Origin of the sequence: Allofournierella sp., assembly GCF_048388525.1 — a bacterium.
Lineage (GTDB): Bacteria > Bacillota > Clostridia > Oscillospirales > Ruminococcaceae > BQOK01.
Window position 1 is genome coordinate 25,300 of record NZ_DBGCTQ010000038.1, and the last position, 13,358, is coordinate 38,657.

Here is a 13,358-nt window from a genome sequence, read left to right on the forward strand (position 1 = left end):
TGTGCAGAGCCCCCGGCGCCTTTATTTTTCGGCGGGCGCCTTGTTTGCCGCGGGCTGTTTTGCCCCGGTGCGTTTTGCGGCCGGCTTCTTTTTTGCGGCCGGCTTTTCCGGCGCGGGCACGGCAAAATACACGGTGCTCATGGCCGGCAGGGTAAGCGAGATGCTCTGTTCAAACCCGTGCAGGGGCACCTTGCGGCTGCGGACCGTTTTGTTATGTACCCCGCTTCCGCCGTAAGCCGCATCGTCGCTGGAGAGCAGCTCTTTGTAGCAGCCCGGCGCCGGCACGCCCATCTGGTAACCATCCCGCTGAACGGGGTTGAAGTTGCAGACCACCAGTACCATTCTGCCCGCCGCATCCCGCCGCAGGAACGCAATGACCGATTGCTGGTTGTCGTCCGGCACGATCCACTGGAACCCCTCCCAGCTGTAATCCACCTGCCAGAACGCGGGGGTCTCGGTATAAAAATGGTTCAGCGCCTTCACATAAGCCGCAAGCTGGCGGTGCTCCTGGTAGTCCATCAGCATCCAGTCCAGGGGCTTTGCCTCGTTCCACTCGATGAACTGGCCGAACTCCTGCCCCATAAACAGCAGTTTTTTGCCCGGGTGGGCCATCATGTACCCGTAAAACGTGCGCAGGTTCGCAAACTTCGCCTCGTAGTCGCCCGGCATTTTATTGATCAGGCTGCACTTGCCGTGCACCACCTCGTCGTGGCTGATGGGCAGCACAAAATTCTCGCTGAAGGCATAAAAGAAGCTGAACGTGACCTTGTTGTGATTGCCGGCCCGGAACAGCGGGTCGGTGCTCATGTAGGCCAGCATGTCGTTCATCCAGCCCATGTTCCACTTGAAGTTGAAACCCAGGCCCCCATCCGCCGCCGGGCGCGACACCATGGGCCAGGCCGTGGATTCCTCGGCGATCATGAGCTTGTGGGGGTGGCGGCCCAGAATGGTCTCGTTGAGCTTGCGCAAAAAGGCGATGGCCTCCAGGTTTTCCTTGCCGCCGTGGCAGTTGGGCTCCCACTCGCCGTCCCTGCGGTTGTAATCCAGGTACAGCATGGAGGCCACGGCGTCCACCCGCAAACCGTCGATGTGGTACTGCTCCACCCAGAACAGCGCGCTGGACACCAAAAACGATTCCACCTCCGGCATACCATAGTTGAACACCATGGTGCCCCACTCTTTGTGTTCCCCGCGGCGGGGGTTCGGGTCCTCGTAGCAGGGCGCGCCGTCAAACATGTACAGCCCGAACCCGTCTTTCGGAAAATGTGCGGGCACCCAGTCCATGATCACCCCAATACCGCCCTGGTGGCACTTGTCCACAAACGTCATAAAATCCTTGGGGGTTCCGTAGCGGCTGGTGGGCGCAAAGTAGCCGGTGACCTGGTAGCCCCAGCTGCCGTCGAAGGGGTGTTCGGTAATGGGCAGCAGCTCCAGGTGGGTGTAGCCCATCTGTTGTAAGTACGGCACCAGCTGGTCGGCCAGTTCGGCGTAATTGTAGGGCGAGCCGTCCTCCTTCATGCGCCAGCTGCCCGCGTGCAGTTCGTAAATGTTCATGGGGCTGTTCACCGGGTCGGCTTTTTTCTGCGCTTTTTCCCAGGCCTCGTCGCCCCAGGCATAGCCGCCGATGTCGTACACCTTGCTCCCGTTGGAGGGGCGGGTTTCGGCGTGCAGCGCGTAGGGGTCGGCTTTGAACAGCAGCTCATCGCCGGCAGAGGTAATGCAGTACTTGTACACATCGTATTCCTGAATCCCCGGGATAAACGCCTCCCACACGCCGTCTTCCAGCTTTTGCATGGGGTGGCTGCCGGGCACCCAACGGTTGAAATCCCCCACCACGCTCACAGCCCTGGCATGGGGGGCCCAGGTGCGGAACACCACGCCCCGCTCGCCGCCCTGCTCTTCAAAATGGGCGCCAAAAAAGCGATATGCCTCAAAATTGTTGCCCTGCTTGAACAGATATACGGGCAGCTCCGCCTGTTTATGTTGGTTTTTCAAGCTGTCTCCCTCCCGGGGGCGCAAACGCCCCATTCGTTACCTCTATCTTACTCATTTTAAGGGCATTTTTCAAGGGTTTTCTGTCATAAACAGCTAAAAATGTAAAATCAATCTTTTGTGTTTTATACACTTTTAACAATGTTGTTGAATGTTCCTTGGAGATTCTTTCAGTTTTACGCCGAAGAACGGTTTCACTGTCGTTTTATTGCCCCGCCATCAAAACTTTCCCAAACGCGCCCGCCGCCCCTGGCAGGCCCGCCGCTGCAGCGCGGCAAAAAGGGCGGGGAACGCACCGCGTCCCCCGCCCACAGCGGTTCAGCATGCCGGGCCGCCCTCCAGCGCAAGCCAGCCCGCGCCCAGCAGCCCCGCCCGGTTGCCCAGCTCCGCCGCCAGCAGCCTGAGCTCCCGAAAGCTGGGTTTTGTGTTGGGCGCACACAGCGCCTCCAGCTGCTCCAGCACCCAGGGCTGCTCCATCACGCCGCCCCCCAGCACCAGCGCCTCGGGGTTCAAAAGGTGGTTCAGGCTGATGAGCCCCGCCGCCACCTCGGCCAGCCAGGCGCGCACCACGGCCTTTACCTGCGGCTCGGCCAGCCGCGCAAAAATGGCCCGTCCGTCCGTGAGGGCCGGGTCGGCGGCTTTTGCCCGGGCCACCAGCGCGGTGGCGCTGGCATACCGCTCGTAGGTGCCGGTGCCCACCTGCCCGGGCCGAAGCGCCTCGGGGTGGGTCACAAGGCCGCCCACCTCGCCGGCAGAAAACCGGCTGCCCCGGTAAAGCCCGCCCGAAAGGATCAGCGCGCCGCCCACGCCGGTGCCGTAGCTCACGAACACAAAATGCTCCAAACCGCGGCCCGCGCCGAACCTGGCCTCGCCCACGGCGGCGGCGTTGGCATCGTTTTCCACGGTGACCGGCAGGCCGGTGAGCTGCCACAGGATCTCCCGCACGGGCAGGCCGGTATACCCGGGAATGTTGTCGGCCAGGCGGATTGCGCCCGCGTCGGTGTCCACCTCGCCGCAGGTGCAAACGCCCAGCGCCCCGATTCCCCGCATGCCCGCCGCAATCTGTGCGGCCTGCTCCAGCACGGCGCGGCCGCCCTCGGCGGCCCTGGTGGGCGCGCTGGCAAGGTCCGTGAGCGCGCCGTTTTCCAGCACGCCGCTCTTGATGGCAGTCCCGCCGATGTCGATGCATCCAACTCGCATTGGCGTTTTCCTCCCTTTTAAAGCCGGTCCGGGCGCCGGCCGTTTTTCAAACACACCCGCTCAGCGGGCCAGGATCTGGCTGATGGTCTGGTCCACCATCACCAGCATGCGGGGCAGGTGGAAGGGCCCCTTGAAGGTGGAACCCTTGCAGGGGGGCTCGGTGGGCTTGCCGTCCCGCCGCAGATAGCCGTACCACTCGCCGTATTCAGGGTCACTGAACACCTTTTTGCAGTAGTCCAGCGCCTTGTCAAAGATCGCCAGGTACTTGTCGTCGCCCAAGTCCCGGTACAGCATCATGCTGGCGATCAGCAGCTCGTCGTGGGGCCACCACAGCTTCATGTCGTGCTCGTAGGCCTCAGGGGGCAGGCCCTTGCAGTCGATGAAGTACAAAAGGCCGCCGTACTCGCTGTCCCAGCCGGCCTCATAGGCGTAATCGAACACGTTCTGGGCTTTTTGGTGCAGCGCAGCGTTCTGCTCGTAGTTCGCCTGCTCCATCAAAAACCAGCTGCACTCAATGTCGTGCCCCGGGTTCACCACCCGCCCCGCGGTAAAATCCATCTGCAATTCGCCGTTCATGCCCACGGTTTCCAGCGTGCACTTCATCTCCGGCTTGTGATGGTATTTAAAAATGGTCTCGCAGCATTCCCTGGCCCGCGCGTCGTACAGCGCGGTGCGCTCGGGGTCGCAGCGGCGCATCACGGCGGTGATGTTCAGGTAGATCATGGGGTCGGCCAGCGCGCGGCCGGTCCGGGTCTCCGGGATGGTCTTGGGGCCAAGGCCGGTGGGGTCCTGGATCAGGCCGTTGTTGAGCTGGTAGATCAGCTCATAGGCCGCGCGGGCCCGCTCAAGGCAGGCCGCATCGCCGGTCACCCCGTAATACTCGGCGTTGGCCATGGCGTAAAAGCCCTCGGAAAAACAGTAGCGGCGCTGGCGCAGGGGCCTGCCGTCCGCCGTAACAGTAAAATACAGCCGGCCGCCCGCCGCCCGGTTCACGCAGTGCTCTTCCAAAAAGTCGATGCAGCTTTTGCTGGCGTCCAGCCACTCCTGCTTTTTGCCGTAAACACGGCATAGGTAGGCAAAAATCCAGCCGCAGCGGCCCTGCATCCACACGCTCTTGTCGGTGGAAAAGACCTTTCCGGTGCGGTCCAGGCAGGTATAAACGCCGCCGTGCTGGTGGTCCATGCCGTTTTTGAGCCAGAACTCAAGGCAGCGGTCCAGCTCCTGCCGCACCCAGGCCTGGGTGGCTTTTAGTTCCTGTGCGTGTTTGTCCATGGTACTTCTCTCCTTTGGGGGCTTTGCCCGCAAAATCTCCAAACGCCAGGGCTCCGCAGCGGGGCCCTGGCGGGGGTGCGTTTTCAGCAGTATTTTTCGATCGCGGCGCTGATCATGCCGGCGCATTTCTGCACCTGGGGCATATCTTCGGGGAAAAGGTTCGGCATGGGTTTGCGCACCCCGCCGATGTCAATCCCCTCGCGGATGCGCAGGATCTCCTTCATCACCGCGTACAGGTTGCCCCGGCATTCGCACATGGCGTAAATGATCTCGTCAATGGCGTACTGCACCGCCAGGGCCTCGTCCATTTTCTGTTCGCGCAGCAGGGCGTCGGCCTTTAAAAACAGCTCGGGCATCACGCCGTAGGTGCCGCCAATGCCGCCGTCCGCGCCAATGGCCCGGCCCGCAATGAACTGCTCGTCCGGGCCGTTGAACACCACAAAGTCCGGCCCGCCCTCCATTTTGAACATCTGGATGTCCTGCACCGGCATGCTGCTGTTCTTCACAGCCACCACCCGGGGGTTTTTGCGCATCTCGCGGAACAGGGGCATGGTAAGCGCCACCCCCGCCAGCTGCGGGATGTTATAAATCACAAAATCGGTGTTCGGGGCCGCGCCCGAAATATCGTTCCAATACTGGGCGATGGCGTGCTCGGGCAGGTGGAAATAAATGGGCGGGATGGAAGCGATGGCGTCCACACCCTGGCTCTCGGCATAGGCGGCCAGCTCCATGCTGTCGGCCGTGTTGTTGCAGCCCACATGGGCGATCACCGTAAGCTTTCCTCTGGCCTCGCTCATCACCGCTTCAATAATGGTCTTTTTCTCCGCAACGCTCTGGTAAATCCCCTCGCCGGAAGAGCCGCAGATATAGACTCCCCTGACCCCTTTGGCAATAAAATGGCGGGTGAGCAGCTTCACCCGCTCGGCGCTCACGGCCCCCTGCTGGTCGTAACAGGCGTAGAAGGCGGGAATAACGCCCTGGTACTTGGAACTGTCTTTCATAACTGATTCTCTCCTTTTATAGTAACATCAATAAAAACTTTTTTCAATTCAAGTTCTATGCAAAAAATATATTTTTTTGCAGCGCCTCTGTTTTTTGCCACAAACCCGGGGCCTCCGCTTGTCCGTTGGAGGGCGGGCAGGCAGAAATTTTGCCCGTTTTTCTTGCCACCGCCCGCCCTTTCCCCTATAATGGAAATATAGGGAACGCCCCCGAAAAAGCTTCCTCTGCAAAAAATTCTGGAACAGGCCGGGTTTCCGGTCGGCGAGGACATTCGTTATGAACGATCTGACCTTTCGAATCACACAAAACTACGATAACCTGACCCCCTCGGCCCGCAAGATCGCCGACCACCTGCGCATCCACTACGCCGAGGCGCAGTACCTGTCGATCTCGGAGCTTGCCACGGAGTGCGGCGTGGCCGAGGCTACCATCTTCCGCTTTTGCCGGTCCCTGGGCTTTTCCGGCTACAACGAGCTGCGGCTTGCCATGGCAAAAGCGAGCCTGGGCGATACCAGCCAGCCCTATGCGGCTTACACCTCTTACGGCGAAATCACCGCGGCCGACACGGTGGAAACCATGGCCCACCGGCTGTACACCGCCAACATGGAGGCTCTGGCCGGCACCCTGGCCCGCACCGACGAGGCGGCCGTGCTGAAGGCGGGCGATCTGCTGGAAAAAGCCGGCAAGGTATATTGTTTTGGCAGCGGGGGCAGCCAGATCATCGCCATGGAGGCCTGGAGCCGCTTTTTGACCATATCGGCCAAATTCTTCACCATCCAGGACGGTCATGCCCAGGTCATGGCCGCCAGCCTGCTGGCGCCGGATGACGTGGTGCTGTATGTCTCGTACTCCGGCTCCACCCGGGAGGCGGCAGACGTGCTGGGGCCCGCCCGCGCCCGCGGCGCGAAGGTGCTGCTCGTGACCCACGACGCCGACTCGCCCGCCACCGGGCTGGCCGATGTGGTGCTGCTGTGCGGCGGCCACGAGGGGCCGTTGCAGGCGGGCAGCATCGCTGCCAAAATGGCGCTGCTGTTTGTGGTGGACCTGCTGGTAAACGAGTACTGCCGCCGCAACAAGCAGGCCACCATGCGCAACAAGGACCTCACCACCAGCGCGCTGGCCTGCCGCCATCTGTAAAACGCAAACGCTCCTTCCGCCGCCCCGTGCGGCGGGAGTTTTTTGTCCCAAAGCGCCGCGCTCTCACAGCGTCTGGCCGGGCGCGCCCTCCGCCAGCAGCCACAGCAGGATCTCCTGCCAGGCGCCGGGCAGCAGCTCGTGGCCGTAGTCCGGGTAGATCACCTGGCGTTTCGGGGCCGTGATGCGGTTGTACACCGCAAACTGGCACGAGGGCGGGCAGATCATATCCGCAAGGCCGGTGTAGAACAGCACCGGGGCGGTGAGTTTCTCCGCCATCCACTGCACGTCCAGGTAACCCAGGCGTTCAAAAAACCGGGTCTCTTTTTCGTGGCGGGGATCCCGCAGGCGGAAATAAAGCTTCAACTCGTCGTAGGCGGGGTTCGGGTAATCCAGTTCCCGCACCCGGCGGAAGTCGGATAAAAAGGGGTACCCCGCCACCGTGCGTTCCATCTGCCCGGAAAGGGCCGCGCAGGCAATGGCCAGCGCTCCCCCCTGCGAAAAGCCCACGCTTGCCAGGCGCCGTTCATCCACAAACTCCAGCCCTGCCACAATGCGTGCCAGCTGCACCGTATCCAGGTAGACGCTGCGGAAAAACAGCTTGTCGGGGTCCTCCTCATCCACCCCGCGCACGATGTGCCCGCGGAAGGTGCTGCCCCCGATCTGCAGCGTGTCCTGCGAAAGGCCCGCCTGGCCCCGCACGTCCAGCGCCGCCACCGCGATGCCGCTCTGGGCAAAGGGCAGCTTTTCGTACCAGTCGTGCGAGTGGCCCTCGTAGCCGTGAAACAGCAGCATGGCCGGGCGCGGCCCCAAAAAGCCGGTGGGGCGCATCAGCTGGGCGTGCACCCGCGCGCCGCCCACTCCCCGAAACCACAAATGCCCGCACTCCACCCCCGGCACCCGGATGGGGTCCTTTTCGTAGGTGTAACTCAAATCGGCCGTTTCCAGCTCGCCCAGGGCCCTGGCCCAATAGGCCTGCCAATCGGCGGGTCTCGGGCTTTTGCCCCGGTAGGTCTTAAGCTGTTCCAAGGGCCAGTCGATTTGCGGCATAAAAGCACGCCCCTTTCCACTCAAAATGCGGGCCGCCCTGGTGGGCGGCCCGGCTTGCCTTATTTTTCGCCGGGTCCTGCCGGCGGGCGGCTCAGCCCTTCACCGCGCCCATTGTAATACCCTGTGTGAAGTATTTCTGAAAGCACAGGAACACCGTCACGATCGGCACTGCGCCCAGCGCCGCGCCCGCCATCAGCAGGCCGTAGTTCGTGGCGAACTCCGCCTGCAGGGTGGCAATGCCCAGCGCAATGGTGAGCTTCGAGCGGGAGCGCAGCATGATCAACTGCAGGAAGTAATCGTTCCAGGTGTTGATGAAGGTAAAGATGGCCAGAGCGCCGAACCCGGGCTTGATGATGGGGCACACCACACTCAGGAAGGTGCGCAGCTCCCCCGCGCCGTCGATCCGGGCAGCCTCCAGCATTTCCGTGGGGATGGTTTCGGAGAACTGCTTCATCAAAAAGATGCCGAACGGCCAGCCCACCGTGGGCAGGATCACCGCCCACAACGTATCGGACAGATGAATGGTCGACATGATCCGCACCAGCGGCACCAGCACCACCTGCTTTGGCAGGGCCATGGCGCAGATAATCAGGCTGAACATGACCTTCTGGCCCCAAAAGCGTTTTTTGGCCAGCACATACCCCGCCAGCGAGGCGGTGATGCACACCAGGGCCATGCTGCCCAACGAGGTGACCACGCTGTTTAAAAACCAGTTCAGGGCCGGGTTTTTGAAAAGCTTCACAAAGTTATCCAGCGTGGGTTCGGTGGGGAACCACTGGGGCGGCAGCTGAATGGCCACGGTCTGGGTCTTGAACGCGCCGGTGATGATCCAGTAAAACGGGAAGATGAAAGTGAAGGCGACCACTGCCAGCACCACCATCGAAAACACCGAATACGGCGTGATTTTCTTTTTTAGCATCGCTCTGCCCTCCTTAATATTCCACGTCTTTGCTCATCACCTTGAACTGGACCGCGCTCAGAATGGCGATGATGATGGCAAGAACAACGCCCATCGAGTTGGCGAAGCCGTACTTATACAGGCTGAACGCGTTGGTGTACAGGTAGTACATCACCGTGTCGGTCGAGTGCATCGGCCCGCCCGAGGTGAGCAGCTGCACCAGCGAGAAGCACTGGAAGGTGTTGATGGTGGTGATCACCAGCACGTACAGGGTGGTGGGCATGATGCTGGGCCACTTGATGCGCCAGAAGGTCTGCAGCTTGGTGGCGCCGTCCACCTCGGCGGCCTCCACCAGCGACTGGTCCACGTTCCCCAGGGCGGCCACATACAGCACGATGGGCTGGCCCACGCTGGTGGTGAACAGGATCAGAATGATGCACCCCAGGGCAAAGCGGGCGTCGCCCAGCCACTGGATGTTCTCGTGGATCAGGCCCACGGCCTTGAGGATGTAATTGAAGATGCCGTTGTAGCTGTCGAACATCCAGCGCCAGACCACCACCACGGCCACCGTGCCGGTGACCACCGGCAGGTAGAACACGCACCGGAAAAACGAGCGCACGCCGCCCCGCATATTGTAGATCGAGGCGCCCACCCAGAGCGAAAACAGGGTGACCGCCGGCACCGCCACGATCACCAAAACAAAAGTGTTCCGCAGCGCTTTCAGAAAAATATCGTCCTGGAACAGGGTGATGTAATTTTTCAGTCCTACAAAAGTATCCGCGGATACCGGTGATTTCATGGTATAATTAAACAGGCTCGTGACGATTCCCATGCCCATGGGCAGCACCACAAAGCACACAAAGAACAGCAGCGCCGGTGCCAGGAACAGGTACGAAACAATGTTCTCCCTGCGCTGCAGAGCATGGCTTCTGCCGTCCTGATTTTTCCTATTTTTCGCCATTGCGATCCCTCCATGCGATGTTGGATAAGCAAAAGCCGCCCCGTCCTCCCTCATGGGAGGGCGGGACGGCCTCACACATTGCGGTCTAACTGAAACGTCTTAAAATGCGGGGATCAACCGGCCATGCCGGCGTTGGAGGCTTCCACAGCCTTGTTCACGGCCTCGGTCACATCGCCGCCGCCGGTGACCACCTGCAGCATGTTCCACCACTCGGTGCGCATGTTGGCAAAGCCGTCCATGGTGTTGTAGTAGGGGCCGTACATGGTGGTGAACTTCGCCAGCAGCTCGCGCTCGGCGTCGTTGGGGTACAGGTTGCCGAAGGAGGTGCGCACGGGGAACGCGCCGGTGCGGATCACATTCTGCGGGCCCCATTCGCTGTCGTCGCAGATGAACTGGATAAAGGTCTTGGCGGCCTCGGCCTTGGCGGCGTCGCCGTTATCGAACACGCAGAAGCCGTTCACCAGGTATTCCAGGCTGGCCTTGCCGTCGTCGGAGGGGAAGGGCAGCGAAATGGGGGTCACGCCGTTGGCTTCCATGGTGGCGGCGTTGTTGCCCGCAGCCGAGGTGCCCCAGCAGAACTCAAACGAGGTGGTGCCGGCCACAAACAGCTCGATGGACTGCCCGCCGTTGTAGGCAACGCCGTTGCCCAGCCAGCCCTTTTTGATCCATTCCTGGGCTTTGGTCAGGGCCTTGATGCCCTCTTCGCTGTTAAAGGTATACTGCGTGCGGTCCGCGTTCGCGGTGCTGCCGCCGTAGAGGTTGTTGATAAAAGCGCGGGTACCCTGGTCACCGCCCTGGCCGGAGCAGAACAGAACGCCGGGGTTGTAGCCGGCCGCGTGCAGCTTTTCAAGGGCTTTCTCAAAGTCGTCGGTGGTCCAGCTGCGGTCGCCCTCCAGGTTCACATATTCCATGGCGCCGGCGTCGGTCCACATCTTTTCGTTGATGGCCATGTAGAAGGGGGATGCGGAGATGGGGTACATGTAGTAGGTGCCGTTGCCCTGGCAGGAGCTCAGCAGGTCGTTGTTGTTCACGTCTTTTACAAAGTCGTCGGTGAACATGTCGTCCAGGCTGACCAACTTGCCGTTCTTGCCGTACTCAATGATGCGGCCCGGGGCGTCGAACAGAACGTCAGCGGCGGTGCCGCCCTCGATCGCGGCGGTGATCTTTTCACCGGCGTTGGTAAAGTCGATCGTCTCCAGGGTCACCTTGATGTTGGGGTATTTTGCCTGGAACGCGTCGATGATGGTCTGCTCGTAGGTGCCGGCGGCATCGTCGCCGTCCTGGATGAAGGTGGGGGGCGCCCACCAGGTGATCTCCACATTTTCAGCCGGGGCGGACGCCGGCGCGCTGCCGGGGTTGGAGGCCGGGGCGTTGCTAGAGGGGGTTTTACCGCCGCAGGCGGTAAACGCGCTGGCTGCCAGCGCAGCGGCCAGGCAAAGTGCAAGGGCCTTCTTTTTCATGCTTTTCTCCTCCTGATATCTCACTGTCGTGTGCGGAACAAGGCCCATGTGCCCTGTTCCATTGCAGTCTTATGGTACCACTTACGAAAAAAATTTTCAATCCTCCAATCTGATGAAAAATTTCTTCATTTTTTGTACAGTGCTACAAAATTTGGTAACAAATTAATTTTTGATTGCTTTTGCGCTTTTGGCTACTATATAATAAAAACCGCTGAAACACTGGATAATCATCCATATTTCGCAGATAAAAAGCGCGTTTTCCGCTTTGCAAATTTTTTTCACAACGCACGTTCATACCAGCATTTTCAGAGATACCCAGGAAGGAGGAGCGCCGCAATGCAAGGGGATGTGATCGAAGAACTGGCCCGCCGCTACGAAAAACTGACAAAGTCTGAAAAAAAAGTTGCGGATTATGTGTTTGCCCATCATCGAAACCCCCAATTCATGTCCATCACTTCCCTTGCAGAGGAGTGCCGCGTGGCCGAGGCCACGATCTTTCGCTTTTGCAAAACGCTCGGCTTCAAGGGTTACAATGAATTCAAGCTGGCGCTGGCCAAGGCCCAGGGCCAGGCAGGCGGCAGCCAGCCCGGCGGCGCCTATGGCGCGGTGGGGCCGGGTGACGCCATGGAAGAGGTCTATCAAAAGGTATATTCCTCCCACATGGAGGTCCTGGAGCAAACCCTCGCCACCCTGCGCCCCGGCGAGGTGGAAAAGGCTTCCGCCTTGCTGCTGGCGGCGGACCGGGTGTTCTGCTTTGGGCAGGGGGGCTCACTGATCCTGGCAATGGAGGCATGGGCGCGCTTTTCCACCATCGCCCCCAATTTTTACTGCATCGAGGACGCCCACATGCAGGCGGTTGCCGCCGCCCTTCTCACCGGGCGGGACGTGGTGCTGTTTTGCTCCTATTCCGGCGCCACAAAGGATATGGAGGCCGTGCTGGGCGCCGCCAGGGAGCGGGGCGCAAAGGTGATCCTTCTCACCCGTTTTGCCAAATCCCCGGCCGCCGCTTACGCCAGCGCCGTGCTGCAGTGCTGCGCCCGGGAGGGCCCCCTGCAGATGGGCAGCGTGGCCGCCAAGGTGGCGCTGCTGTTCGTGGTGGACGTGCTGTTCAACGATTACTGCCGCCGGGTTCCCGAGCAGGCCATGGCCAATCAGGAGGCCACAGCGGCCGTCCTGGCGGGCAAGATGCTCTGAGCGGGCCCGCCCCGGATTTTTTCGCACACGAAAGGAGAGAACCTCATTGTTATTTGACAGGTTGGAACATGCCGCCCGGTATTCCGATATTCCGGGCGTGGCCGAGGCGCTGGAATTTTTGCAGGGCCTGCCCCCCGGCGCTTTGCCGGAAAGCCCTGCCGGGCTGGGCGGGGGCAGGCTTCAGGCCTCCCCCGTGCGCCTTACCACCCGCCCTGGGGCCGAGTGCAGATACGAAGCGCACCGCCGCTTTGTGGATGTGCACTACACCGTGCGCGGCACTGAAAAGATCTCTGTGCGGCCGGTGGAGGGGCTTTCTGCGCTCGAGCCCTTCCGCGAGCAGGAGGACATCGGCTTTTACGCGGGCGGGCCCGGTGTCGACTGCCTGGTCGGCCCCGGGCAGTTCCTGGTATGCTGGCCGGGCGAGGCCCACCGGGTGGGCATGATGGACACGGCCCCCGGCCCGGTGGAAAAGGTCGTGATAAAAATACCGCTGGGCTACCGCCCGGCCGCCAGGCGCCGCATTCTGGTGTTCGGCGATTCCAACACCTACGGTTACGACCCCGCCTCCGGCGGCCGCTACAGCGAGGCCGAGCGCTATCCCCGCCTGCTGCAGGCGCTGCTTGGCCCGCAAACAGACGTGATCGAAGAGGGCCTGCCCGGCCGTACCTGCGTGTTCGGCGACCCCCTCACCGAGGGGCTGTGCGGGCTGGAGGCCATCACCCCTGTCATGAATAGCCACATGCCCATCGACACGCTGGTCGTCATGCTGGGCACCAACGATTGCAAGGAGCGGTTCGGCGCCAACAGCTACCTGATCGGCAAGGGGCTGGCCCGGCTGCTGGAAAAGGCAAAGGCCACCCTGGCCTGGCGTGAGGCGCCGGATATCCTGGTGGTCTGCCCCGCCCCCATCCAGCCCGCCTATGAGGGGCTGATGTTCGCAGATGAAATGGGCAGAGGCTGCGCCGTGCGCGCCGCCGGCCTTGCCGCCCAATACCAAAAAGTCGCCCGGGCCGCTGGCTGCCGCTTTCTGGACGCAGGGCAGATCCCGGGCATTCAGGTGCACGGGCTGGACGGCATGCACCTCACAAGCGGGGCGCACGCCGCCCTTGCCGGCGCGCTGGCAGAACTTCTGAAATAGAATACGCAAACGAAGGCGCCCGCCGGGGAATGTTCCCCGGCGGGCGCCTTCGTTTGT

11 protein-coding genes are annotated in these 13,358 nt (G+C 61.5%); 3 read left to right on the forward strand and 8 right to left on the reverse strand.

The window, feature by feature from the left end; all coding sequences use genetic code 11:
- Window positions 1-21 precede the first annotated feature (21 nt).
- The 4 genes from glgB to ACMLHZ_RS03780 form a co-directional block, all read right to left on the reverse strand.
- On the reverse strand, window positions 22-2,028 hold the full coding sequence (gene glgB, locus ACMLHZ_RS03765) for a 1,4-alpha-glucan branching protein GlgB (protein WP_418666462.1): 2,007 nt from the start codon (window positions 2,026-2,028) through the stop codon (window positions 22-24).
- A gap of 282 nt (window positions 2,029-2,310) precedes the next feature.
- Window positions 2,311-3,192: an ROK family protein gene (locus tag ACMLHZ_RS03770; RefSeq protein ID WP_418666463.1), complete on the reverse strand. Its 882-nt coding sequence runs from the start codon at window positions 3,190-3,192 to the stop codon at window positions 2,311-2,313.
- Window positions 3,193-3,252: 60 nt separating this feature from the next.
- A complete protein-coding gene (locus ACMLHZ_RS03775) occupies window positions 3,253-4,464 on the reverse strand; it encodes an AGE family epimerase/isomerase (protein ID WP_418666464.1) in 1,212 nt (403 codons plus the stop codon).
- Window positions 4,465-4,547: 83 nt separating this feature from the next.
- On the reverse strand, window positions 4,548-5,465 hold the full coding sequence (locus ACMLHZ_RS03780; RefSeq protein WP_418666465.1) for a dihydrodipicolinate synthase family protein: 918 nt from the start codon (window positions 5,463-5,465) through the stop codon (window positions 4,548-4,550).
- 277 nt (window positions 5,466-5,742) lie between these two features.
- Between ACMLHZ_RS03780 and ACMLHZ_RS03785 the strand changes: the two genes are divergently transcribed.
- Complete coding sequence (locus ACMLHZ_RS03785; protein WP_418666466.1) at window positions 5,743-6,603, forward strand: MurR/RpiR family transcriptional regulator; 861 nt, start codon at window positions 5,743-5,745, stop codon at window positions 6,601-6,603.
- Window positions 6,604-6,666: 63 nt separating this feature from the next.
- On the opposite strand, the gene ACMLHZ_RS03790 is transcribed toward ACMLHZ_RS03785, so the two are convergent.
- The 4 genes from ACMLHZ_RS03790 to ACMLHZ_RS03805 all read right to left on the reverse strand — a co-directional run bounded on the left by ACMLHZ_RS03790 (window position 6,667) and on the right by ACMLHZ_RS03805 (window position 10,969).
- Entirely contained in the window at window positions 6,667-7,650 is a 984-nt protein-coding gene (locus ACMLHZ_RS03790; protein WP_418666467.1) for an alpha/beta fold hydrolase, read from the reverse strand.
- A 91-nt stretch (window positions 7,651-7,741) separates the two neighbouring features.
- A complete protein-coding gene (locus ACMLHZ_RS03795; protein WP_418666468.1) occupies window positions 7,742-8,569 on the reverse strand; it encodes a carbohydrate ABC transporter permease in 828 nt (275 codons plus the stop codon).
- 13 nt (window positions 8,570-8,582) lie between these two features.
- Window positions 8,583-9,509: a carbohydrate ABC transporter permease gene (locus ACMLHZ_RS03800; RefSeq protein WP_418666469.1), complete on the reverse strand. Its 927-nt coding sequence runs from the start codon at window positions 9,507-9,509 to the stop codon at window positions 8,583-8,585.
- 113 nt (window positions 9,510-9,622) lie between these two features.
- Window positions 9,623-10,969: an ABC transporter substrate-binding protein gene (locus tag ACMLHZ_RS03805; protein ID WP_418666470.1), complete on the reverse strand. Its 1,347-nt coding sequence runs from the start codon at window positions 10,967-10,969 to the stop codon at window positions 9,623-9,625.
- Between the two features lie 336 nt (window positions 10,970-11,305).
- Here ACMLHZ_RS03805 and ACMLHZ_RS03810 point away from each other — a divergent pair, with 336 nt between their 5' ends.
- Window positions 11,306-12,163: a MurR/RpiR family transcriptional regulator gene (locus ACMLHZ_RS03810; protein WP_418666471.1), complete on the forward strand. Its 858-nt coding sequence runs from the start codon at window positions 11,306-11,308 to the stop codon at window positions 12,161-12,163.
- A 46-nt stretch (window positions 12,164-12,209) separates the two neighbouring features.
- Window positions 12,210-13,301 carry a YhcH/YjgK/YiaL family protein gene (locus tag ACMLHZ_RS03815; protein ID WP_418666472.1) on the forward strand — a complete coding sequence of 364 codons (1,092 nt, stop codon included), beginning with the start codon at window positions 12,210-12,212 and terminating at the stop codon, window positions 13,299-13,301.
- The last annotated feature ends 57 nt before the right edge of the window (window positions 13,302-13,358 follow it).